Raw genomic sequence first — 21,219 nt, forward strand, 5'->3', positions numbered from 1 at the left:
CCGCGACGCTCACTCGCCGCCTCGCGCTCACTCGCCGCGGCGGGCCTTGTTCACGCGGTGGCGGGCGATCAGGATGATGACGATGATCGCGACGACGGCGACGATGATCCCGGCGATGAGGCCGATGGACCCGCCCTTGGACTTCTTCTTATTCTTCTTGGGCTTGGGCTTGGGTTTCTGCTCGGGCTCGGACCTGGTCTGCGGTGTGCCCGCTGCCCTGGTGTCCGCCTGAGCGGCCGACGCCGCTGAAGCAGAAGCTGCTGAAGCAGAAGCCGCCGAAGAGACCGTCGCCGCTCTCGGGGCAGCCGCGTACGCCCCAGCGGATGCCGTTCCCCCCAGCAGAGCCCCGAGCAGCAGCAGTACGGTCGCGCATCGAAGTCGCATGATGAACCCCCCCGATGGCGGATCCTAGGACGCCGGGCGCCCCGCGCCTAGGCGCTCGCGCCCGCCGCCCGAAGCACGGCGGCCGTCTCCTGGTGCGACCCCTGCGTCGCCCAGGACAGCGGCGAGTTGCCCGTGCCGTGGTCCTCGCGGAGGTTGGGGTCCGCGCCATGGGCCAGAAGTTCCCGCACGGCTTCGGTGTGGCCCCAGCACGCGGCCCCGCACAGGGGCGTGCCCTGGTCGCCGTGGCCGCTCTCCAGGTCGGGGTCGGCCCCCGCTTCGAGGAGCGCCCTGACGATGGGCGCCGTGCCGTGGACGGAGGCGCCGTACAGCGGGGTCGTGCCGTCGGGGTCGGGGGTCTTGGGGTTCGCTCCCGCGCGCAGCAGGGCCTTGACCTGTGTGGTGCTGCCCAATTGCGCCGCCAGGACCAGCTGTTGTGTCTGCTTCTTGCGTCGTCTTCTGCTCATCGGGCGCCACGGTAGTTCGGGCGGCGCGTGAGGTGGTCGGATTTTCCGCTCCCCCGTGCGGCGGAGGCCCGGCGTCCCTGGTCGGCCCGTACGCCGATGTGACGGGCCGGCGCCCACGGCCAGCATGAGGCCCATGCTGAAGATGAGCGCTCTCCCTGGTGTTCCCCGGTGGGCCGTGATCGCCGCCCACGCCGTACCGCTGGCCATCCTGCCCTCGGGGCTGTGGCGCGTCGCCCTGGTCGCCGGGCTTCCGGTGGCCGACATGCCCGTGGAGGGGTGGGGGGAGATGCTCTACGTCCTGGGGCTCAGCGTCGTGTCCGAGGGCCTCGCCCTGCTGACGCTCGGCCTGGTGCGGGGGTGGGGCGAGGTCGTGCCGGGGTGGATACCGCTGCTCGGCGGGCGCCGGGTGAAGCCGCTCGCCGCGGTGGTCCCGGCGCTGCTCGGGGCGGCCGGGCTGTTCCTGATCACCGGCTGGTTCGTGTACGCCGCGTACGCGGACCTGGGCTCCGGCGTCACGGACAGCGCGGCCAAGCAGACGCTCCTGATGGTCTGCTATGTGCCGCTGCTCCTGTGGGCTCCGCTGCTCGTCGCGGTGACGGTCGCGTACTACCGCAGGCGCAGGGGAGACACGGGCGCGGCATGGACTCCTGCGCCGCTGACGGCTAGTAAGTGAGCCCCGTACCTCGATGCGTACACCGCCCGGGAGGCCCGTTCCATGCGAGTTGCCGCCACCCTCTACCTCACCGACGAGACCATCACCCCGACCCGCCTGGCCCGTGAGCTGGAGCAGCGAGGCTTCGCGGCGCTCTACCTCCCCGAGCACTCCCACATCCCCGTCTCCCGCGAGACTCCGTATCCCGGGGGTGAACTCCCGCCCGAGTGTGCCCGCATGCTCAGCCCCTTCGTCGCCCTCGCGCAGGCAGCCGCCGTCACGGACCGGCTCGGGCTCGGCACGAACATCACGCTCGTCGGGCAGCACGACCCCATCGACCTGGCCAAGCAGATCGTGACCCTCGACCACCTCTCCGGCGGCCGGTTCACGCTCGGCATCGGCTACGGCTGGAACAAGGAGGAGGCCGCCGACCACGGCGTCGAGTGGCGCACGCGCCGCGCGCTCGTGCGGGACCGGATGGCGGTGATGCGGGCGCTGTGGGCCGAGCAGCCGACTTCGTACGAGGGTGAGTTCGGCGGTGTGCGCGCCAGCGAGGTCCATCCGAAGCCGGTGCGCGCACCCCGCCGGAGGAAGGAAGGCCCCCTCTTCGGCCCTCGCACCCTCATCGGCGGAGCCGCCGGGCCCAAGCTGTTCGCGCACATCGCGGAGTTCGCCGACGGCTGGCTGCCCATCGGCGGCGGCGGGCTGCGCGACGCGCTGCCCGCGCTGCGTACCGCGTGGGCGGACGCGGGCCGCGAGCCCGACGGCCTGTACGTGGCGCTCTCCGCCGTCGAGCCGACCGAGGGCAAGCTCGCCCACTACGCGGAGCTGGGGGTGGACGAGGTCATCGTGCAGCTTCCCGCGCGCGGTGAGGCGGAGGTGCTGCGGGTGCTCGACGGATTCGAGCGATACGTGCACGTCACACCTGCCGCGCCCCCGACCCCGGCAACCAGCACTGGCCTGTAGCTGTTTCTGTCGGCGCTCGCTCGTATGCTCGGAGTCATGACCAACAGCGCGCCGCAGGACCCAGGCCCTCAGGAGTCGACGCCCGCGCCGGCCCGACCCACCGCCAACGCCATGCGACGCGCACTCAAACGCGCGAGGGACGGTGTCGCGCTCGACACCGCCGAGGCCGCCGTGCTGCTCCAGGCGCGGGGCGACGACCTCAAGGACGTCGCCGCGTCGGCCGCGCGGGTGCGTGACGCGGGGCTCGCGGCGGCGGGGCGGCCCGGCGTCATCACGTACTCGAAGAGCGTCTTCATCCCGCTGACCCGCCTGTGCCGGGACAAGTGCCACTACTGCACGTTCGTGACGGTGCCGGGCAAGCTGCGGCGTGCGGGCCACGGGATGTTCATGTCTCCGGACGAGGTCCTGGACATCGCGCGGCGCGGAGCCGAACTGGGCTGCAAGGAAGCCCTGATCACCCTCGGGGACAAGCCTGAGGACCGCTGGCCGGAGGCCCGGGAGTGGCTGGAGGCAGAGGGGTACGACGACACGATCGCGTACGTACGCGCCATCTCCATCCGCATCCTGGAGGAGACGGGCCTGCTGCCGCACCTCAACCCCGGCGTCATGACCTGGACCGACTTCCAGCGCCTGAAGCCGGTCGCGCCATCCATGGGCATGATGCTGGAGACCACCGCCGAGCGGCTGTGGAGCGAGCCGGGCATGCCGCACTACGGCTCGCCCGACAAGGAACCCGCCGTCCGGCTTCGGGTGTTGGAGGACGCGGGCCGGTCGTCCGTGCCCTTCACCAGCGGGCTGCTCATCGGGATCGGTGAGACGTACGAGGAGCGGGCCCAGTCGCTGTTCGCGCTGCGCCGCGTGTCGCGTTCGTACCACGGCATCCAGGAACTGATCATCCAGAACTTCCGCGCCAAGCCGGACACGGCGATGCGCGGCATGCCGGACGCCGAGATGGACGACCTGGTCGCGACGGTGGCCGTGGCCCGGCACATCATGGGCCCCACGGGCTGCATCCAGGCCCCGCCGAACCTGGTGGACGGGGAGTACGCGCGCCTGATCGGCGCGGGCATCGACGACTGGGGCGGCGTATCGCCGGTCACGATCGACCACGTGAACCCGGAGAAGCCCTGGCCGCAGCTGGACGAGCTCGCCGAGCAGTCGGCGGCGGCCGGCTTCCGCCTCGAGGAACGGCTGTGTGTCTACCCGGAGTTCGTGCAGCGCGGTGAGCCCTGGCTCGACCCGCGCCTCCTGCCGCACGTGCGCGCGCTCGCGGACCCCGAGACGGGTCTGGCGCGTCCGGACGCGGTCGTGGAAGGCCACCCCTGGCAGGAGCCCGACGAGGGGTACGTGGCGGCCTCCGGCCGCACGGACCTGCACCGCACGATCGACACGACGGGGCGCACGTCGGACCGCCGGGACGACTTCGACGAGGTGTACGGCGACTGGGAGGTCCTGCGCGAGCAGGCCGCGCCCGGCATGGTCCCCTCGCGCATCGACGGCGACGTGCGGGCGGCCCTGAAGACGGCCGCCGACGATCCGACGCGCCTGACGGACGCGGAGGCGCTGACCCTGCTGCACGCGGACGGGCCAGCGCTCGACGCGCTGTGCTCCACCGCCGACGACGTACGCAAGTCGATGGTCGGCGACGACGTCACGTACATCGTCACGCGCAACATCAACTTCACGAACGTCTGCTACACCGGCTGCCGCTTCTGCGCCTTCGCCCAGCGCCGCACGGACGCGGACGCGTACACGCTCTCCCTGGACCAGGTCGCCGACCGTGCGGCGCAGGCGTGGCAGGTCGGCGCCACCGAGGTGTGCATGCAGGGCGGCATCCACCCGGACCTGCCCGGGACCGCGTACTTCGATATCGCGCGTGCGGTGAAGGAGCGCGTGCCGGGGATGCATGTGCACGCGTTCTCGCCGATGGAGGTCGTGAACGGCGCGACGCGCACGGGACTTTCGATTCGGGACTGGCTCAGCGCCGCGAAGGAAGCGGGCCTGGACTCGATCCCCGGCACGGCCGCGGAGATCCTGGACGACGAGGTGCGCTGGATCCTGACCAAGGGCAAGCTGCCGACCGCGACGTGGATCGAGGTGGTCAAGACGGCCCACGAGCTGGGCATCCGCTCGTCCTCGACGATGATGTACGGGCATGTGGACCAGCCGAGGCACTGGCTCGGCCACTTCCGCACGCTGGCCGGGATCCAGCAGGAGGCGCTGGCCAAGGGGGTGGAGGGCTTCACGGAGTTCGTGACGCTGCCCTTCATCCACACGAACGCCCCGGTGTATCTGGCGGGCATCGCGCGTCCGGGACCGACGACGCGCGACAACCGCGCGGTGGTGGCGATGGCGCGGCTCTTGCTGCACCCGCACATCCCGAACATCCAGACCAGTTGGGTGAAGCTGGGCACGGAGGGGGCGGCGGAGATGCTGCGCTCGGGCGCGAACGACCTGGGCGGCACGCTGATGGAGGAGACCATCTCCCGGATGGCGGGCTCCAGTTACGGCTCGTACCGCTCGGTCAAGGACCTGATCGCCATCGCGGAGGAGGCGGGACGCCCGGCCAAGCCGCGGACGACGCTGTACGGGGAGGTGCCGCCGGAGCGCCAGGAGGCGGCCGCCGCGTCGGACGGCCACCTCCCGGAGTTGCTGCCGGTTCTGGACTGAACGGCTCCCGGAGGAGGGGTCAGCCGGTGAGGTTGGCGCCGAAGTGGGCCCCTGCCTCCGGGGTGCCGAGCGAGGACGGGCTGAACGACGTGATGCCGGTCGTCGTGAGCCCGGTCTTCGCGCCGCGCAGCAGCCAGGCTGCGCCCGAGTCCTTGGTCGTGCCGTCCTCCTGGGGCACGCCCACGGTGAGGTCGGCGAGGCCGTCCTTGTTCACGTCGGTGAGCTGGACGGCCTCACCGAAGTTGTCGCCCTTCTCCGAGACGCCGGGGACGTTCGCCGTGGACTGGTTGAAGGCCTGGGCGCCGGTGCCGGTGAGGCCGCCCGAGCCGCCCTTGAGCAGGACGACCGCGCCGGTGTCCTGGACGTTGTCCAGGTTCTCGCCGGGCACGCCGACAACGATGTCCTGGTAGCCGTCGCCGGTGACGTCGCCCGCGGACAGGGAGTAGCCGAACTGGTCGCCCCGCTCCGGTCCGTTGATCTCCGCCGCCTCACTGGCGCCGGGGACGCCCGCGGTGGCCTGGTCGATCTTCGCGGTGCGGCTGGAGAAGCCGGAGGCGGAGCCGTAGACGACACGGACCGCGCCCGCGTCGTAGACCTGGGTCTCGGAGACCTCGTCCACCTCGTGGGCCACGAGGTCTCCGTACCCGTCCTTGTTCACGTCGGCGATGACACCGTTCGTCGTGAACTTCTTGGTGGGCGTCGAGGTCTTGGCGAGGCCGTTCTCGCTGCCCTTCCACAGCTGCGAGGAGTACTGCATCTCCTCGAAGCTGTGGCTGGTCACGAGGTCGTCGGCTCCGTCACCGGTCACGTCGCCCACCATGAGCTCGTCGGGGCCGTCGTCGCCGTTCTGCACGGACGACGTGGAGGCGGGCTTCCCGTCGCGGGTGAACGGGCCGTACTGAACCTCCATGGTGTCCCGGGAGTTGGCGACGAGGTCGGCCTTGCCGTCGCCGTTGAAGTCGCCGGACTTCAGGTTCTGCACGTACTCGCCGGGGAGTTCGGTGCCCTTGGTCAGGCCGTTCGCGGAACCCCAGATCACGGCGTCGGTCTTGCCGTTGTTCACGGTGAGGTCGGTGTATCCGTCGCCGTCGAAGTCGCCGGCGCTGGTGGACGCTCCGAAGCCGCCGCCCTCCTCGGGGTCGCCGGGAACGCCTTCGGTGGTGCGGTTGATCTGCTTGGCGTGCGCGGTGTCGGCGCCGGACGCCGAGCCGTACACGATCGATACGTAGCCCGCGCCGGCTATGCCGTCGACGGCGCCGCGGGACGCGGAGACGGCGAGGTCGGCGTACCCGTCGTGGTTGAAGTCGGTCACCGGCTTGCCCGCCGCGGTGGGCGCTGCGGCGGCGGAGCCTGCCGTGGCCACGAGGGCGAACGGGGTCGCGAGCGCGGTGACCGCGACGGCGGCGATGAGTGAACGGCGCACTGGTCCTCCTGTGGGGAAATTTCTGTGACACCAGAGAAGACAGGAGCCTCGGGCAAGTGGTTGTACACCCCAGGTTCATCGTTACGACGCCCGGACATTTCCGTTACAGGGCACGGGAGTTCACCCGCGTTACTTCCTTTTGGGTCCCCGCCTTCGGGGCGCCCCCTGTGTGCTCGCGACATGGACGTTTCGCGACCCTCTGGAGATCGATGAAGAGGCCTGGTGAAGGCCGGTCAAAAGTGATCTCCGGGGCGACTCTTCAGATATCTCATCGCCTCCGAACCGACCGTTCCCGGTCGATTACAGTGCTGCGCAGACGTACGCAGACGTACGCAGACGTCCATGGGGAGAGCCAGGGGAGGAGGTGCCGTGAGCACCGCAGCAGCCACCGGAGTCTGGGGCCGCGCCGAGCAGCAGGACTTCCGCAGCCGGGTCCGCGGCACGCTGCTCGGGGCCGCCGTCGGCGACGCGCTCGGCGCGCCCGTCGACGCGCTCAGCCTCGACGGGATACGCGAGGCCCACGGCGCCGAAGGCCTCACCGAACCCGCTCCCGCGCACGGCAGGCGCGGCGCCGTCACGGCCGCCACGCAGCTCACCCTCTTCACCGTCGACGGACTCATACGCGCCCAGGTGCGGCGCGACACCGGCGCCTGGCATCCGCCCACCGATCTGCACCGCGCCTATCGGCGCTGGGCCGCCACCCAGAGCGACTGGGGGCCCGACGAGCGGCGCAAGGAAGACGGCTGGCTGGCCCGCGAGGAGTGGCTCTACTCGCGGCGGTCGCCCGCCCGCGCCTGCCTGGCCGGGTTCGGCGACGAGAACATGGGGACGCTCGAGGCACCCAAGAACCCGGAGGAGAGGGGAGCCGAGGCCGTCACCCGGTCCGCTCCCTTCGGACTCCTGGTCGGCTGGGAGCCGCAGCTGGTGCTTCAGCTGGCCGTGGAGTGCGCCGTCCAGACGCACGGGCACCCCAGCGCCTACCTCGCGGCCGGCGCGCACACCATCCTCGTGCACGGCCTCGCCCGCGGGGATTCCCTGGACGGAGCCATCCAGCGGGCTCTCGCGCTCCTTGCCGCCCGCCCCGGTCACCAGCCCGTCACCGATGCGCTGAAGCACGCGCTGGGAGCCGTGCGGCAGGGCATGCCCACGCCCTCCCGGGTGGAGGAGCTGGTGGGGGACGGCGGCGCGGAGGGCGCGCTCGCCGCCGCCGTCTACTGCGCTCTCGTGGGCGAGGACATCCGCCACGGGCTGCGCCTGGCCGTCAACCACGGGGGCTCGTCCGCCGCGGCCGGCGGCCTGTGCGGGGCGCTGCTGGGCGCGCTGCACGGCGAGACCGCGCTGCCTCCGGGCTGGCTCACCGAGCTGGAGGGGCGCGCGACGATTCTTGAGCTTGCGGACGATTTCGCGATGGAGATGACGCAGGGGCCCGCGCTGCACGGGCCCGCGGTTTCCTCGCCGGGGTGGCTTGTGCGGTATCCGCGGGCTTGAGGGGCCTCAAAACAGAGGACGGGCCGGAAGACACCCCTGCCCGGGGGGATCTTCCAGCCCGTCCGGCGTTCGAGGTCGAACTCGGCGGAGCCGGTGAGCTACGGCAACGGACGTCGGGCCGAGCCGAGCACCTCGTCCTGTGCCTCCGCTGGCGGGGGGATCACGGCTCCACCGGCGGAGCCACTGTCATCGTCATCCGTATTGATCTTCTCGATGATCGCGTCCCGCTCCGGGGTGTCCTCCGGCTTCAGGTAGCCGACCAGGATGTAGAGGATGAGCGAGACCGCCAGCGGGATCGAGACCTGGTACTCCAGCGGCACCCCGCCCTCGACGCTCCAGTTGATCGGGTAGTTGACCAGCCAGAAGGCGAGCAGCCCCATCGACCAGCTGGTCAGCGCCGCGGTCGGTCCTGACTTGCGGAACGTACGCAGCAGACCCAGCATCATCGGGATCGCGATCGGGCCCATCAGTCCTGCCACCCACTTGATGACGACCGTGATGATGTCCTTGAACGCCGGGGAGTTGACCTGCGTGGCCACCGCCATCGACAGGCCCAGGAAGACCACCGTCGTCAGGCGGGCCGCGATGAGGCCCTTGCGGTCGTTCCAGCCCCTGGCCGCCTTGGACACCACCGGTGCCACGTCCCGGGTGAACACCGCGGCGATCGCGTTCGCGTCCGACGAGCACATCGCCATCGTGTGCGAGAAGAAGCCGACGATGACCAGGCCCAACAGGCCGTGCGGCAGCAGCTGTTCGGTCATCAGGGCGTACGAGTCCGAGCCGTCGGGCTTCTTCGCGTCCACCAGGAGCGGGGACATCCACATCGGGAAGAAGAGGACGACCGGCCACACCAGCCACAGGATCGCCGAGAGCCGGGCCGAGCGCGCCGCCTCGCGGGGCGTCGCCGTGGCCATGTAGCGCTGGGCCTGGTTGAGCATGCCGCCGTTGTACTCGAAGAGCTTGATGAAGAGGAACGCCAGCAGGAAGACCGTTCCGTACGGGCCGACCAACGGCTCGCCGTGGCCGGCGAGTTCGGGCTCGTCCCAGACCCCGAAGAAGCCGCCGTGGTCGCCGAGCTTGGCCACCACGGCCACGAACATCGCGACACCGGCCAGGAGCTGGATGATGAACTGGCCCAGCTCGGTGAGCGCGTCCGCCCACAGGCCGCCGATGGTGCAGTAGACGGCGGTGATCACGCCGGTGATCAGGATGCCCTGGTTGATCGAGATGCCGGTGAAGACGGAGAGCAGCGTGGCGATGGCGGCCCACTTGGCGGCCACGTCCACGATCTTCAGGAGCATGCCGGACCAGGCGAGCGCCTGCTGGGTCTTCAGGTTGTAGCGGTTCTTCAGGTATTCGAGCGGTGAGGCCACGTGCAGGCGTCCGCGCAGCCGGTTGATGCGGGGCGCGAAGAGCTTCGAGCCGATGGCGATGCCGAGCGCGATCGGGAACGACCAGGTGATGAAGGACGTGACGCCGTAGGTGTACGCGATGCCCGCGTACCCGGTGAACATCACCGCGCTGTAGCCGGACATGTGGTGCGAGATGCCGGACAGCCACCAGGGCATCTTGCCGCCCGCGGTGAAGAAGTCGCTGACGTTGTCCACGCGCTTGTGGGACCAGATGCCGATCGCGACCATGATGCCGAAGTAGCCGATGAGCACGGCCCAGTCGAGACTGTTCATGTGCCCCCTCCAGGGGTCCGCCTTGTGAACTGCGCAGAAATGCCGTGCACTTCGCCAGTTTCGTGACATACGGGACGTGGGCGGCCTTGAAGTGCCCGCTCATCGTGGGTTCGGGCGTACGCCGCGGACAACCGCCCGTGAGGTCAAGAGCGAGTAAAATCGTTCTGTTTACTGACCCTCGTTCACATCTATGATCCAGGAGGTGGCGCCTCGGAGGGGTGCGAAGGCACACAAAAACGGCTGTACGGGTCCCAAGTCCCGTACAGCCGTGATCCGTTGCTTGCGGCGACGCCTACCGCATCAGTTCCCCCGCGTTCACCAGAAGCGACTGCCCCGTGATCGCCCGCGCCCTGTCCGACGCCAGGAACACCGCCGCGTCCGCCACATCCCCGTCCGTCGCGAGGTCCGGCAGCGCCATCCGCTCCGCGAGGCGGCCCCGCACCTCCTCCTCCGGCACGCCCTCGGTGTGCGCGGTGAACTGGACGTACGCCTCGACCGGCGGGCCCCACATCCAGCCGGGCAGCACCGTGTTGACCCGGATCCGGTCGGGGCCCACCTCGTGCGCGAGGGAGTACATCGCCGACGTCAGCGCCCCCTTCGAAGCCGCGTACGCCGCCTGCCGCACCTGCGAGGGCGCGGCGATGGCCGACTGCGTGCCGATGAACACCACCGAGCCGCCCCGCTCCTTGAGCGCCGGCAGGCAGGCCCGGGTCATCCGCAGCGTGCCGAGCAGATTGACGTCGATGACCTGCCGCCAGGTCGCGAAGTCGGCGTCCTGCACGCCCCCGAAGTAGCTGTCCCAGGCGGCCACATGGACCACGGCGTCGATCCCGCCGAAGCGCTCGCGCGCCAGCTCGGCCAGGGCCTCGCACTGGGCCTCGTCGGTGATGTCGGTCGGGCGGTACGCCGTCCGCGTGCCCTCCGGGTCGATCTCCGCGGCCGACTTGGCGAGGTTGGCCTCCGTGCGCGCCCCGAGGACGGCGTGCCCGCCGTCGCGCACCACGGCGGCCGCCACCTGGTGGCCGAGACCGGCACCGACTCCGGAGACGACGACGGTCTTTCCTTCGAGGAGCGAGCGCATGGAGCGCCTCCCGGCTCTGGCAGTTTTGCTGACGGGGCGTCAGAGTATGGGCGTCCACCGGAGGAAGGAAGAGGGAGGAAGGGGAGAGGGATGAGCGACGACACCCGCAGTGAGACGTACGGGGAGCTGGCCTCCGTCGGCCCGTACGGCGTGCACCCGGGCCATGCCCTGATCACCATGGTCGAGCCGCACCCCGGCCACGAGTACGCGTACAACCGCTGGTACGAGGACGACCACTACTACGCCGGCGCGATGGCGATGCCCTGGATGTACGCGGGCCGCCGCTGGGTCGCCCCCCGAGAGCTCCAACTCCTGCGCTTCCCCGAGAAGTCGGCGGTCGCCCAGCCCGTGACCGCGGGCTGCTACCTCTCCACGTACTGGGTCACCGAGGGTCGCTACGACGAGCACATGAAGTGGACCGTCGGCATCAACAAGCGCCTCAACCGTGACGGCCGCGTCTACCAGGACCGCACGCACGTGTTCACGGCCTTCCAGGACCACGAGGCCACCGTCTACCGCGACGGGGCCGCCGGACCGCGCGACTTCCACGCGCTCGACCATCCCTACCAGGGCCTGGTCCTCGAAGTCATCGACGCCGAATCGGGCGAACAGCGGGCCGAGTTGCTGGAGTGGCTGCGGGCCAAGCACCTGCCGCGCGCCCTCACCGGGTCTCCCGCCGCGATGGTGACCATCTTCCGGCCGACTCCGCTGCCGGGGGACCGGATGACGTACGTGAAGCAGGTCGAGGGCGTCGACACGCGGCTGACGCTGCTGTGGTTCCTGCAGACCGATCCGCGGGAGTGCTGGCAGGAGCACTTCGCCGGGCGGGCGGACGCGGTGGCGGAGTCCGGGGCGGGGAGGGTGGAGCTGGTGGCGCCGTTCATTCCGACGGTGCCGGGCACGGACGCGTACGTGGATCAGCTCCGGTAGAAGGGTGTGAATCGGCTCCGGATCGGCTTCGGAGTGGGCTCCGGATCGGCTTCGGATCGGTTCCGGTGGAAAGGCCGAGCCCCCTCGGCCGGGACGGCGGGCCAGTCGAGAGGGCTCAATCGGTGCTGCTTATGCAGTTGTTGATCTCTCGCTGATCCTTTGACGCCGATGCGCGCCGGGGCTCGTATCAGCCGAGGTGTGACGTCTCCCGGCCGACCTCGGAGACGAACGCGCGCCATGAGTCGGAGGGGAAGGCGAGGACGGGGCCCTCGGTGACCTTCGAGTCCCTCACCGAAATTGCCGTTGAAATGGGGGACTTGACCTCGACACACGCGCCGTTTCCCGTGGAATACGAGGACTTGACCCACGTATTCGTAGCGCCCTGATGAATTGCCATGGTTACTCCGGTTTGCCCAGTTGTTGAGTTGCGGTCACCGCCAAGCGCGGTTGCGCCAACAGGTGTTGCTTGATGGCGTGAATGACGCTACTCGCCAACATCGCCGAGTGAAGGGAGCGTTCACTCGACCGGATGGCATATTCCAGTGGGGTCTTCCGCCTCGCCGAGGGCAAGGTGTACCGTGCGGCACCCGCTCGCGCGCGGGCCGATTCCTCCGTGAATTTGCGCTAGCGCGCGTACTCTTTCGCGATGTCTGCGATGAGTTGGCGTGATTGATCGACATTCAGGGCCTGGGCCCGCAGATGCTCGTACATCACGCTGTACTGCTGGACGTCGTTCGCCTTCTCCAGATAGAGATCGCTCGTGACGCCCTCGATGTAGACCACGCTGGAATCCGCGGCGTCCGGGAACTCGAGAATGGCGTACTGGCCGTTGAGGCCGGGGTGCGCGCCCATTTCGAAAGGGATCACCTGGACCGTCACGTGCGGCAGTTGGGACTGCTCCACGAGGTGCTCCAGCTGGTCGCGCATCAGATGCCGGGAGCCGACCACGCGCCGCAGCGCGGACTCGTCCAGGACGGTCCACAGGCGCAGTGGATTGTCCGGGGCGTTGATGCGCTCCTGGCGGCGGACGCGGACCTGGACGCGCTTCTCGATGTCCGTCGGCGTGGTCTCCGGGAGCGCGCCGGTGATGAGCGCCTCCGCGTACGCACGGGTCTGGAGCAGGCCGGGGACGACCTGCGGGTCGTAGACGCGCAAGGAAGCCGCGTCCGTCTCCAGGCCGATGTAGACGCTGTACGGGATGTCGCCGAAGGAGTGCCACCAGCCCTGCTGGCGGGAGTCCTTGGCCATTTGCATGAGCGAGTCGACGATGCGGTGGTCCTCGACCTCGTAGACGCCGCAGAGATCGCGTACATCGCGCTGGCTGATCGAACGACGGCCGTTCTCGAGGCGGCTGATCTTCGACTGCGAGACCAGCAGGCGCTCGGCGACCTCCTCGGCCGTCATGCCCTTGAGCTCGCGGAGCCTGCGGAGCTCCTGGCCCAACCGGCGTCGCCTGACGGTGGGATTGACATTGGACGCCACGGGACGTGCACCTCCGACTACATGCCTCTACTTTGCGTATCTGCTGTTCAGCAGAGTGCCACCAATGCGTCACGCACCGCCGGGAAACAGCCGATGTGAAGTGCGAAGTGCAAGCGCGGTGCGACGTGACGTGAGGACGGTGGACGTGAGGACGGGTGTGAGGGGTGCGGCCCGGCTGCGCGCGCCTGGATGTGCGGACGCGCGGGGCGGAGGCACCGGTGTCGTCGTCCGGACGTTCCGGTGCCACTGCCCCGCGCGGCCCAGCGGCTCCCGTACCGGGTCTGGGGGACTGCGGTGCGGCGTTGCTGTTGCCGATTACTGCGGTGTGTCTTGTTCGTGCCAGTTCACGCCAGGTGTGACTGTTCGTGCTGCTGTGTGCCTTGTCCGTACCGACCAGCTCAGTGGGCCACGGCACGTGCCATGGATCCGCGGCGCGGCTGCATCGGAACCCCGCCGGGTTCCGGCGCGGTCCTGGCCGGCTGGCGGCCACCGCCTGGTCCACCTGGTCCGCCCGGCCCACCCGGTCCCGCTGGGGCCGGGCTGCGGCGTGGCTGAGCGGCCACACCGTTCTGGACGTCCATCACGGCGTGCGCCACGAGGCCGCCCATCGGGTCGTGCCTGATCAGGTCCCGGAGACGGGAGCGCGATGAACGCCCTTCGTTGCCGGGGTAGAGGTGCTTGCCGAGTCCCACTGCGTGAGCGAGCGCGGCGAGCGCCGCGGTCCGCGGGTCCGGCGGGACGCCGGTGCGGATCGCACTGTCCAGTCGGGACCTGATGTCCCGGCTGATTGCCGTGTCCGTCGCTTGATAGCGAGTCGTCGGCAGCACTCCGCACATCTGGCCCGATACGGCATGCACCATGCCGCACCGCTCCAGGTGCGCGAGGTAAATCTGGCGCAGCCCCAGTCGGGGCCCGCCAATCCAGTGGACCGCCCGAACCGGGCTGCCGCGCCTGCGCAGCAGTTCCAGTGCGGAGTCCAGAGTCGGATCTCCGGTCGGCCGTGGCATCACCACGGCGATACGATCCCCGTCTGGGGCTATCCGTCCGGCCAGCGCCAGCTCCACTAGCTGTGCTCCGGCCAGACCGAGGTCGAGCGACTGCGGCTGCGCTGTGGTACCCGTGGCCGGGTCCAAAGCGAGCAGCAGAAGCTCCTCCGGAATTGTTCTGCGGCTCCTGCCCATCCATGCCTCCCCGCGTGGATGAATGACAGGGTGACCCCTCTCACATTGGTCTGTCGAGAGTGCGTGACCGGTAAGTACGGGAACCAGTAGGTATGTCGTTCTCGTCTACCACGGGGGTTAAGCCCTCACACAGGACACTGGTACATGGTTCGGACAGCGGGTCCGGCCATGTTTTGGCGCAACGGCAACGCGAGCGGCATGGCGTACGAGGAGGCATCGGTGGCGGGCGAGACCCCCGACAGGTCGAAGCAGCGGAAGTCGTCGGGGAACCCGACTGGGGCAGAACCGTCCGTGCCGGCACCGGATGAACGCGACCCGCGGCTCGCCGTGGCCCGCGAGATCCCCGCGGCGCGGGAGGTCCCTGAGGCCCCCGAGGTCCGGGAGGACCAGGCGACGGCGGTCTTCTCGACGAAGGCGGTGACGGAGGCGGGCTCTGCCGACTCCAAGGGTTCCGGGGATTCCAAGGATTCCGGGGGTTCCGAGGGTTCCGCTGAGGGCGCCGGCAGCGCCGAGGCCGATCCCAAGGCCGAGGAGAGCGGCGACGCACGGCTGCGGGCCGCTGTGGCGGCGTGGGTGGCCTCGGCGGACGAGGAGGACCCCGGGTCCGCGGAGGCGTCCGCTGAGGCGGAGGCGCCTGCTGGCGGCGGCTTCTCGGAGGGGAACTCCTCCGAGACGTCCGAGGCGGATGCCGCGTCCGGCGACTCCGACGCGGCGGACGGGGCGGCCGAGGCGGCCGAGGTTCGCTCCGGCGCATCGGGTGCGGCTGATGGCGGGGCTGAGGCGGAGGCTTCGGCCGCCGACTCCGGCACCGCTGACGACGCTGGGTCGGAGTCTGCTGCCGGGAGCGCCGATCGCGCCGACGGCGCGGGCGCCTCGGGTGACGCCGAGGAGCCTGCAGACTTGGACGGCGCCTCGGGTGATGCCGAGGGCTCGGGTGACGGAGACGCGGTCGACAGCGCTGAGGCGGAGGCCTCCGCCGACAGCGTCGACAGCGCCCGGAGTGCCGACTCCGCCGACGATGCCAGCACCTCGGGCGAGGTCGACGAGTCTGCGGACGTGGACGGTGCCTCGGGTGATGCCGAGGGTTCCGGTGACGGTGAGGCGGCCGACGCCGCTGAGGCGGAGCCTGCTGCGGGGAGCGACGACAGCGCCGACAGCGCTGGCGACTCCGGTGACGCCGCTGAGGCGGAGGCTTCCGCTGAGAGCGACGCCTCTGACGACCACCCTGACGACGCCCCTGACAAGCCCGCCGGTGGCGAAGGTGCCTCGGAGAGCTCCGACGGCTCGGAGAGCTCCGGTGACCCCGAGCCTGCCGACGGTGAGTCCTCGTCCGATGTCCCCGAACCCCGTTCCGGCGGAGTCGATCAAGCCACCGCCGTCTTCAAGGCGCTGCCCCCGAAGGCCGTGGACCAGCCGACCACCATGCTGAAGCTGGGCGATCACAAGCCCGCGGCCAAGAAGCCCGAGGGCAAGGCTCCCGCCAAGCCGGAAGCAAAGCCCGAGGCGAAGCCGGAAGCAAAGCCGGAAGCAAAGCCCGCCGCAAAGCCCGAGCGCGAGTCCGAGCGCACCAGTAAGTTCGTCGCGCTCAAGCCCCTGGACAACCCCCCGTCCAGCGGTGCGCTGCCCCCGGCCGCAGAGGCTCCCGCGGCCCCCGCGGCCAAGGCGCCCACGCCAGAAAGGGGCAACGTAGGGCCCGAGCGCACCACCCAGCAGCCGCTTCCCCCCAGGCCGCCGCTCGACCTTCTCGCCGAGCTGACCAACACTCCGCCGCCGCCCGAGACCCGGGTACGCACCGCCGTGCGGAGGGTCAAGATCTGGACGCCGCTGGTGCTGCTCCTCGTGGTCGTCTTTGCTGTCGTACAGGCCGTGCGTCCGCTGCCGACGCCCACTCTCGCGCTCACCGCGCAGGAGACCGTCTCCTTCGAGGGGGACAAGCCGTCCATGCCGTGGCCGAGCCAGGGCCAGGCCGCGATGGACGTCAACGGCATCGGGACCTTCGGGACGTCCGGCGACCAGAAGCCCGTGCCGATCGCGAGCATCGCCAAGGTCATGACGGTCTATCTCATCCTGCGCGACCACCCGTTGAAGAAGGGCGGCAGCCCCGGCCCGGACATCCCCGTCGACGCCGCCGCAGAGAAGCACTACGAGACGGGCAAGTCGGAGAACGAGTCGGTCGTCAAGGTGACCGAGGGGCAGAAGATCTCCGAGTACGAGGCGCTGCAAGCCGTCATGCTGCCGTCCGCGAACAACGTCGCCAAGCTGCTCGCCCGCTGGGACACCAAGAGCAATTCCGAGGACGAGTTCGTCGCGAAGATGAACAAGACCGCCAAGGAACTCGGCATGAAGAACACCCACTACACGGACCCCAGCGGCCTGGACAAGACGACCGTCTCCACCGCCGAGGACCTCGTGAAGCTGGGCCGTGCCGCGATGGAGGACCCGGTCTTCAACGAGATCTCCCGCCAGCCCAGCTACAAGGACCTCAACGGCGACAAGCAGAACAACTTCTTCGGGCTCGTCCCGACGGTCGCCATCGGCATCAAGACCGGCACCACCACCGCGGCGGGCGGCAACATCCTCTTCGCCGCGGAGAAGAAGGTCGGCGGCGAGACCCGGACGATCATCGGTGCCGCGCTCGGTCAGTACGGCAAGGACGGCGTGGCCAACATCGACGAGGTCACCGGCGTCACCCGCAAGCTCATCGAGGCCGGGCAGGACGCGCTCACCTCCAAGAAGATCGTGGAGAAGGGCGACGTCGTCGGCCAGGTCGACGACGGTCTGGGCGGTACGACCCCGGTCGTCGCCACCAAGGACGTCTCGGCCGCCGGTTGGTCGGGCCTGACCGTGAAGCTGAAGCTCGGCGAGGACGGTGGCGAAACCATCCCGCACTCGGCGAAGGCCGGCACCAAGGTCGGTGTGCTGAGCGTCGGTGACGGCAAGGACGGCGCCGTCGAGGTGCCCGTCGCGCTCCAGGAGGACCTCACCGAGCCCGGCTTCGGAGCCAAGCTCCAACGCGTCGGCTGAGGCGCAAGCCGCCGCCCACGCCCACGCATTGGCCGGACTCGGCTGAACCCGCACGGAGGGAGCCCCGCCCCCGGCTCCCTCCGGCGCGTGCGTGCTAGCGTCACAAGCTCGGGGGTAGTACGCCGGGGCTGCGTGACGGGGTGTTCCGGGACGGACCCCCTGGCGCGCCCCCTGGACGGACAGAACGACACGGGGAGTGCCGCAAAGTGGCCACAGCGGAGCCGACGCGAGCCGACGACGCCGATCCTGATCCCGGCACCGGTGGCGGCACCCGCACCGGGGCGCGAATAAGGCTGCCCGCCCAGCGCGGCGCCCGGCCCGTCGCGCCTGAACAGGCCCCCGGGTGGGTGCGGTTCCTGCGGCACCCCGTGACCATCACGACCCTCACCGCCGCCGTCCTGCACGTCGTGTGGTTCTTCACCTTCGCCAACAGCGGCGGTGACCTCGCCGCGCAGGACGCCTGGGCCGAGTTCGTCGGACGGCACCCCGACTCCGCGTACAACCTCGCCTGGTACGGCGGGATGCACCCGGTGTCGTACAGCGTCGTCTCGCCGTATCTGATGTCGGTGCTCGGCGTCCGGACCACGATGATGATCGCCGGAACGGTCTCCGCCGCGCTGCTCACGATGATCCTGATCCGCAGCCGTGCGGTGAAGCAGCCCCTGTGGCCCGCGTTCGCGGGTGTCTTCGCGCTGTTCTGCAACGCGGTGTCGGGCCGTGTGACGTACGGACTCGGCCAGATGTTCGCGCTGATGGCCGTCGCCGCGGTCTTCTGCTGGCCCTACCGCTGGCGCTACAAGCGGTGGGCGAAGGCCCTGGTCGCCGCGCCGTTCGCCGCGCTCGCGACCATGGGAAGCCCGGTGGCGGGACTCTTCGTGGGCCTGGTCGCCGTCGCGCTGTTCCTCAGCAAGCGCTACCCCGGCGCGTACGCGCTCGGGCTCGCGCCCGCCGTCGTCGTGGGCCTGTCCGCGTGGCTCTTCCCGTTCTCCGGCACGCAGCCGATGTCATTCGGGTCGGCTTCGCTGCCACTGATCTGCTCCGGCCTCGTCTTCTACGCCGTACCGAAGCAGTGGACGACCGTGCGGATCACCACCGCCGTGTACGCGGCCTTCGTGCTCGGCGTCTGGCTGATCAGCTCCCAGATCGGCTCGAACATCACCCGCCTCGCGATGTCCTTCGGGGGCGTCGCCCTCCTTGCGGCGCTGCCGTTCACGGTGCGCAAGACCCGCAAGTGGTACGTGATCGTCGTGGCGCTCGTCGGCTTCGTCGGCTGGGTCGGGTTCAAGGCGATCGACGACATAGTGCACACGACGCCCCAGGCCTCCTGGACGCGTGAGCTCGCGCCGCTCGTCAACGAACTGCAGGAGGTCGGCGCCGCGAAGGGCCGCGTCGAGGTCGTCCCCGCACGCAGCCACCGCGAGGCGTCCGCACTGCCCCAGAACGTGCAGCTCGCCCGCGGCTGGAACCGGCAGGCGGACATGGAGCGCAACCCCCTCTTCTACGACGACACCCTCAACTCCGCGAACTACCACGAGTGGCTGCAGCGCTGGTCCGTGCATTACGTCGTGCTGCCCAAGGGCGAGCCCGACGGCGACGGCGGCAAGCGCGAGGCCGCGCTGATCGAGAAGGGCCTGCCGTATCTGAAGCAGGTCTGGGTCGACTCCAACTGGCAGCTGTACGAGGTCACCGACCCGACCCCGCTCGCCACCCCGCACGCCGTCGTGGAGCGGGCCGAGCAGGGCGAGATGACGCTCCGCGTGAAGAAGCCGGGAAGCATCCTGATCCGCATCCCGTACTCGCCGTGGCTGAGCGTCGTCGACGCCGAGGGCAAGGGCCTCGAGCGGCCGCAGGAGACCGAGGAGTCCAAGCGGCAGCGCGAGACCGACGAGGACGCCCCCAAGCAGTTCGACAACGTCAACGGCTGCCTGACGCAGGCCGAGAAGAACCGGGACGGCGACGAGTGGGTCGAGCTGCTCGCCCCGAAGGCGGGCACCTACCGGCTCGGCTCGCCGTACCAGATCCCCCGCGGCACGCCCTGCCCGGAGGAACTGCGCGAAGGCGTCCGCTAGCGGCTCAGTCGCCCACGGGGAACGCCACGTCGCACACCTGGTCGTCCGGGCCCGCCGTGTCCCACTCCACGAAGTAGATCTCGCGGCACGGCCCCGTGATCTTCAGGCCTTCGCGGGCCACCCACGCCTCCACCGCCTCGAACGCGCCGATGATCTGCGGATACGAGACCTGGGCCTTGGTGATGCGGGTGTAGGCGATCCGGCGGGCGGGCTCCACGCGGGCGGTGGTGCCCCGCTGCCCGCCCGCCCTCTCGGCCCACTCCCGTGCCGCCGCGGCGTCCCTGACCGGGACACAGGCCTCCGCGGGGCCGTCGCTGTCCTGGGTCACCTCGGCGTGGTAGACGACGAACGGCGAGTCCGCCATGCCGCCGCACTCGCTCTCGGCCACCTCCTCCAGGCGGCCGGTCGACGAGCCGATCCAGACCGGCAGCTCCTCCGAAAGCAGGTGCCTGCTCTCGGAGATGACGTACTGCTCCGGCACGTCGACGGTCCTGACCTCGAAATCCTTGCCGTACATCTCGGAACCTCTTCCCGACAGTCGTCCACGCAGGTACCCCGCGAGCGTGCGCTGCTCCGCATGCCGCTCCTCGGCGCCCGCCCAGTAGGCGGCCACCGCCCGCCCCGCCTGCTCGCCGTCGAGCCGTACCGTCGCGGCGATGTCCGCGAGCGGCATGCCGAGGCGGCGCAGCAGGACGACGGTGCGGGCGTGTTCCACCTGCTTCGCGCGGTAGTAGCGGTAGCCGGTGGACTCGTCGACGTACGCGGGAGCCAGCAGCCCCAGGCGGTCGTACAGGCGCAGTGCCTTGGGCGAGAGCCGTGCGCGGGCGGCGAAGTCACCGATGGTGAGCAGCGGTTCCATGGGGGCATCCTCCGTCACCGGGCCCGTTGACCCGGCACCCGGACGATGGGCTCTGCCCCAGGGGGAAGGTCAACCGCTCGCAGGACCCGCAGGACCGCCGGGGTGCGGCGGGCCCCGGTAGCCGTAGTACGCCTGCGCCTCCAGCCACCGGCGGTGCCTGCCGCGCCGCACCCCGACGATGATCGCGATGCCGGACGCCGCGAGAAGGCCGAGCACCGGCACGACGACGGTCACGACGATGCCGCCGACGAACGACGCGAAGTCGGCGTCGTCACCGGGCGCGAAGGTGAGGACGCCGCGCGGGTCGTCGCACGTCACGCGGTAGTCCGCGTCCGTGTCCGTCTTGAGCACGAACACCCGCTCCCACTCGGCGCTGCCCTTGCTCACGGTGAAGCTGCTGTCGGGCGTGATCACGCGGGGCGCGGAGCCGGAAGGGCCCGAGACGACCTCGCAGTGCGCACGCGCGACGAAGGGGCTGCGTACGTAGATGGCGGCGTCGTCGTCGGGCCCGATCCGCACCGTGACGGACTGCCCGCTCTCGAACGCCCTGCCGTCCTCGACGGAGTCCACCGCCGAGGTCAGCGTCAGCACGAAGCTCGCGATGCCGATGCCCACGCAGATCGCCGCGATCACGCCGGCGACGACGAACCACCGCCGACGCGGCCTGAGTTGCCCCGCGTCTATGGGCGGCGGCGGGCCGGGCGGTGGCCCATAGGGATACATATCGGAACGATGACACCCCGCCGACGCCAGGGGAAGGTCCCTAAGGATGAGCCGGGGAAGGCCCTAAGGATGAGCTGCTGAGACCTACTGAGACCTACTGAGACCTACTGAGACCGATTGAGATCTACTGAGGCCTAC

General features: G+C 70.1%; 17 protein-coding genes. 7 read left to right on the plus strand and 10 right to left on the minus strand.

Annotated features, from left to right (window positions below):
* Positions 1–27: 27 nt before the first annotated feature.
* Positions 28–384, minus strand: a complete 357-nt coding sequence (locus AC5P1C_RS08485; RefSeq protein ID WP_493865066.1) for a hypothetical protein — start codon at positions 382–384, stop codon at positions 28–30.
* Between the two features lie 47 nt (positions 385–431).
* On the minus strand, positions 432–848 hold the full coding sequence (locus tag AC5P1C_RS08490; protein WP_493865067.1) for an ankyrin repeat domain-containing protein: 417 nt from the start codon (positions 846–848) through the stop codon (positions 432–434).
* Between the two features lie 133 nt (positions 849–981).
* On the opposite strand from AC5P1C_RS08490, the gene AC5P1C_RS08495 reads away from it, so the two are divergent.
* The 3 genes from AC5P1C_RS08495 to AC5P1C_RS08505 are packed head-to-tail and all read left to right on the plus strand — an operon-like array spanning position 982 to position 5,136.
* Complete coding sequence (locus tag AC5P1C_RS08495) at positions 982–1,521, plus strand: hypothetical protein (RefSeq protein ID WP_493865068.1); 540 nt, start codon at positions 982–984, stop codon at positions 1,519–1,521.
* A gap of 42 nt (positions 1,522–1,563) precedes the next feature.
* Positions 1,564–2,466: an LLM class F420-dependent oxidoreductase gene (locus tag AC5P1C_RS08500; RefSeq protein ID WP_493865069.1), complete on the plus strand. Its 903-nt coding sequence runs from the start codon at positions 1,564–1,566 to the stop codon at positions 2,464–2,466.
* 36 nt (positions 2,467–2,502) lie between these two features.
* Positions 2,503–5,136 (plus strand): bifunctional FO biosynthesis protein CofGH, encoded by a 2,634-nt coding sequence (locus AC5P1C_RS08505; RefSeq protein WP_493865070.1) that lies wholly within the window; start codon positions 2,503–2,505, stop codon positions 5,134–5,136.
* A gap of 19 nt (positions 5,137–5,155) precedes the next feature.
* On the opposite strand, the gene AC5P1C_RS08510 is transcribed toward AC5P1C_RS08505, so the two are convergent.
* Positions 5,156–6,559, minus strand: a complete 1,404-nt coding sequence (locus AC5P1C_RS08510) for an FG-GAP and VCBS repeat-containing protein (RefSeq protein ID WP_493865071.1) — start codon at positions 6,557–6,559, stop codon at positions 5,156–5,158.
* A 342-nt stretch (positions 6,560–6,901) separates the two neighbouring features.
* Between AC5P1C_RS08510 and AC5P1C_RS08515 the strand changes: the two genes are divergently transcribed.
* The gene (locus AC5P1C_RS08515) at positions 6,902–8,047 is read left to right on the plus strand and encodes an ADP-ribosylglycohydrolase family protein (protein ID WP_493865072.1); all 1,146 of its coding nucleotides are present in this window, start codon (positions 6,902–6,904) and stop codon (positions 8,045–8,047) included.
* Between the two features lie 98 nt (positions 8,048–8,145).
* On the opposite strand, the gene AC5P1C_RS08520 is transcribed toward AC5P1C_RS08515, so the two are convergent.
* A complete protein-coding gene (locus AC5P1C_RS08520; protein WP_493865073.1) occupies positions 8,146–9,732 on the minus strand; it encodes a sodium:solute symporter family protein in 1,587 nt (528 codons plus the stop codon).
* A 292-nt stretch (positions 9,733–10,024) separates the two neighbouring features.
* A complete protein-coding gene (locus AC5P1C_RS08525) occupies positions 10,025–10,813 on the minus strand; it encodes an SDR family oxidoreductase (RefSeq protein WP_493865074.1) in 789 nt (262 codons plus the stop codon).
* Between the two features lie 90 nt (positions 10,814–10,903).
* Between AC5P1C_RS08525 and AC5P1C_RS08530 the strand changes: the two genes are divergently transcribed.
* Positions 10,904–11,743, plus strand: coding sequence for a hypothetical protein (locus tag AC5P1C_RS08530; RefSeq protein ID WP_493865075.1), 840 nt, complete (start codon positions 10,904–10,906; stop codon positions 11,741–11,743).
* Positions 11,744–11,930: 187 nt separating this feature from the next.
* On the opposite strand, the gene AC5P1C_RS08535 is transcribed toward AC5P1C_RS08530, so the two are convergent.
* The 3 genes from AC5P1C_RS08535 to AC5P1C_RS08545 form a co-directional block, all read right to left on the minus strand.
* Positions 11,931–12,140, minus strand: coding sequence for a DUF397 domain-containing protein (locus AC5P1C_RS08535; protein WP_351162781.1), 210 nt, complete (start codon positions 12,138–12,140; stop codon positions 11,931–11,933).
* A gap of 227 nt (positions 12,141–12,367) precedes the next feature.
* Positions 12,368–13,225: a helix-turn-helix domain-containing protein gene (locus tag AC5P1C_RS08540; protein WP_493865076.1), complete on the minus strand. Its 858-nt coding sequence runs from the start codon at positions 13,223–13,225 to the stop codon at positions 12,368–12,370.
* A gap of 398 nt (positions 13,226–13,623) precedes the next feature.
* Complete coding sequence (locus tag AC5P1C_RS08545; RefSeq protein ID WP_160505604.1) at positions 13,624–14,406, minus strand: GOLPH3/VPS74 family protein; 783 nt, start codon at positions 14,404–14,406, stop codon at positions 13,624–13,626.
* Positions 14,407–14,550: 144 nt separating this feature from the next.
* Between AC5P1C_RS08545 and AC5P1C_RS08550 the strand changes: the two genes are divergently transcribed.
* The gene (locus tag AC5P1C_RS08550) at positions 14,551–17,430 is read left to right on the plus strand and encodes a D-alanyl-D-alanine carboxypeptidase (RefSeq protein ID WP_493865077.1); all 2,880 of its coding nucleotides are present in this window, start codon (positions 14,551–14,553) and stop codon (positions 17,428–17,430) included.
* A 206-nt stretch (positions 17,431–17,636) separates the two neighbouring features.
* The gene (locus AC5P1C_RS08555) at positions 17,637–19,499 is read left to right on the plus strand and encodes a DUF8823 domain-containing protein (protein WP_493865078.1); all 1,863 of its coding nucleotides are present in this window, start codon (positions 17,637–17,639) and stop codon (positions 19,497–19,499) included.
* A gap of 4 nt (positions 19,500–19,503) precedes the next feature.
* Here AC5P1C_RS08555 and AC5P1C_RS08560 read toward each other — a convergent pair whose 3' ends face one another.
* Together AC5P1C_RS08560 and AC5P1C_RS08565 are read right to left on the minus strand one after the other, a co-directional pair.
* A complete protein-coding gene (locus tag AC5P1C_RS08560) occupies positions 19,504–20,358 on the minus strand; it encodes a MerR family transcriptional regulator (RefSeq protein ID WP_493865079.1) in 855 nt (284 codons plus the stop codon).
* Between the two features lie 69 nt (positions 20,359–20,427).
* Positions 20,428–21,081 (minus strand): hypothetical protein, encoded by a 654-nt coding sequence (locus AC5P1C_RS08565; protein WP_493865080.1) that lies wholly within the window; start codon positions 21,079–21,081, stop codon positions 20,428–20,430.
* Positions 21,082–21,219 lie beyond the last annotated feature (138 nt).

Source organism: Streptomyces sp. A18, from assembly GCF_059026065.1.

Bases quoted from the DNA above. Each gene is read 5' to 3' on its own strand.
- AC5P1C_RS08485 (WP_493865066.1), bottom strand. From the start codon at position 384: ATGCGACTTCGATGCGCGACCGTACTGCTGCTGCTCGGGGCTCTGCTG.
- AC5P1C_RS08490 (WP_493865067.1), bottom strand. From the start codon at position 848: ATGAGCAGAAGACGACGCAAGAAGCAGACACAACAGCTGGTCCTGGCG.
- AC5P1C_RS08495 (WP_493865068.1), top strand. From the start codon at position 982: ATGCTGAAGATGAGCGCTCTCCCTGGTGTTCCCCGGTGGGCCGTGATC.
- AC5P1C_RS08500 (WP_493865069.1), top strand. From the start codon at position 1,564: ATGCGAGTTGCCGCCACCCTCTACCTCACCGACGAGACCATCACCCCG.
- AC5P1C_RS08505 (WP_493865070.1), top strand. From the start codon at position 2,503: ATGACCAACAGCGCGCCGCAGGACCCAGGCCCTCAGGAGTCGACGCCC.
- AC5P1C_RS08515 (WP_493865072.1), top strand. From the start codon at position 6,902: ATGGGGAGAGCCAGGGGAGGAGGTGCCGTGAGCACCGCAGCAGCCACC.
- AC5P1C_RS08520 (WP_493865073.1), bottom strand. From the start codon at position 9,732: ATGAACAGTCTCGACTGGGCCGTGCTCATCGGCTACTTCGGCATCATG.
- AC5P1C_RS08525 (WP_493865074.1), bottom strand. From the start codon at position 10,813: ATGCGCTCGCTCCTCGAAGGAAAGACCGTCGTCGTCTCCGGAGTCGGT.
- AC5P1C_RS08530 (WP_493865075.1), top strand. From the start codon at position 10,904: ATGAGCGACGACACCCGCAGTGAGACGTACGGGGAGCTGGCCTCCGTC.
- AC5P1C_RS08535 (WP_351162781.1), bottom strand. From the start codon at position 12,140: ATGGCAATTCATCAGGGCGCTACGAATACGTGGGTCAAGTCCTCGTAT.
- AC5P1C_RS08545 (WP_160505604.1), bottom strand. From the start codon at position 14,406: ATGGGCAGGAGCCGCAGAACAATTCCGGAGGAGCTTCTGCTGCTCGCT.
- AC5P1C_RS08550 (WP_493865077.1), top strand. From the start codon at position 14,551: ATGGTTCGGACAGCGGGTCCGGCCATGTTTTGGCGCAACGGCAACGCG.
- AC5P1C_RS08560 (WP_493865079.1), bottom strand. From the start codon at position 20,358: ATGGAACCGCTGCTCACCATCGGTGACTTCGCCGCCCGCGCACGGCTC.
- AC5P1C_RS08565 (WP_493865080.1), bottom strand. From the start codon at position 21,081: ATGTATCCCTATGGGCCACCGCCCGGCCCGCCGCCGCCCATAGACGCG.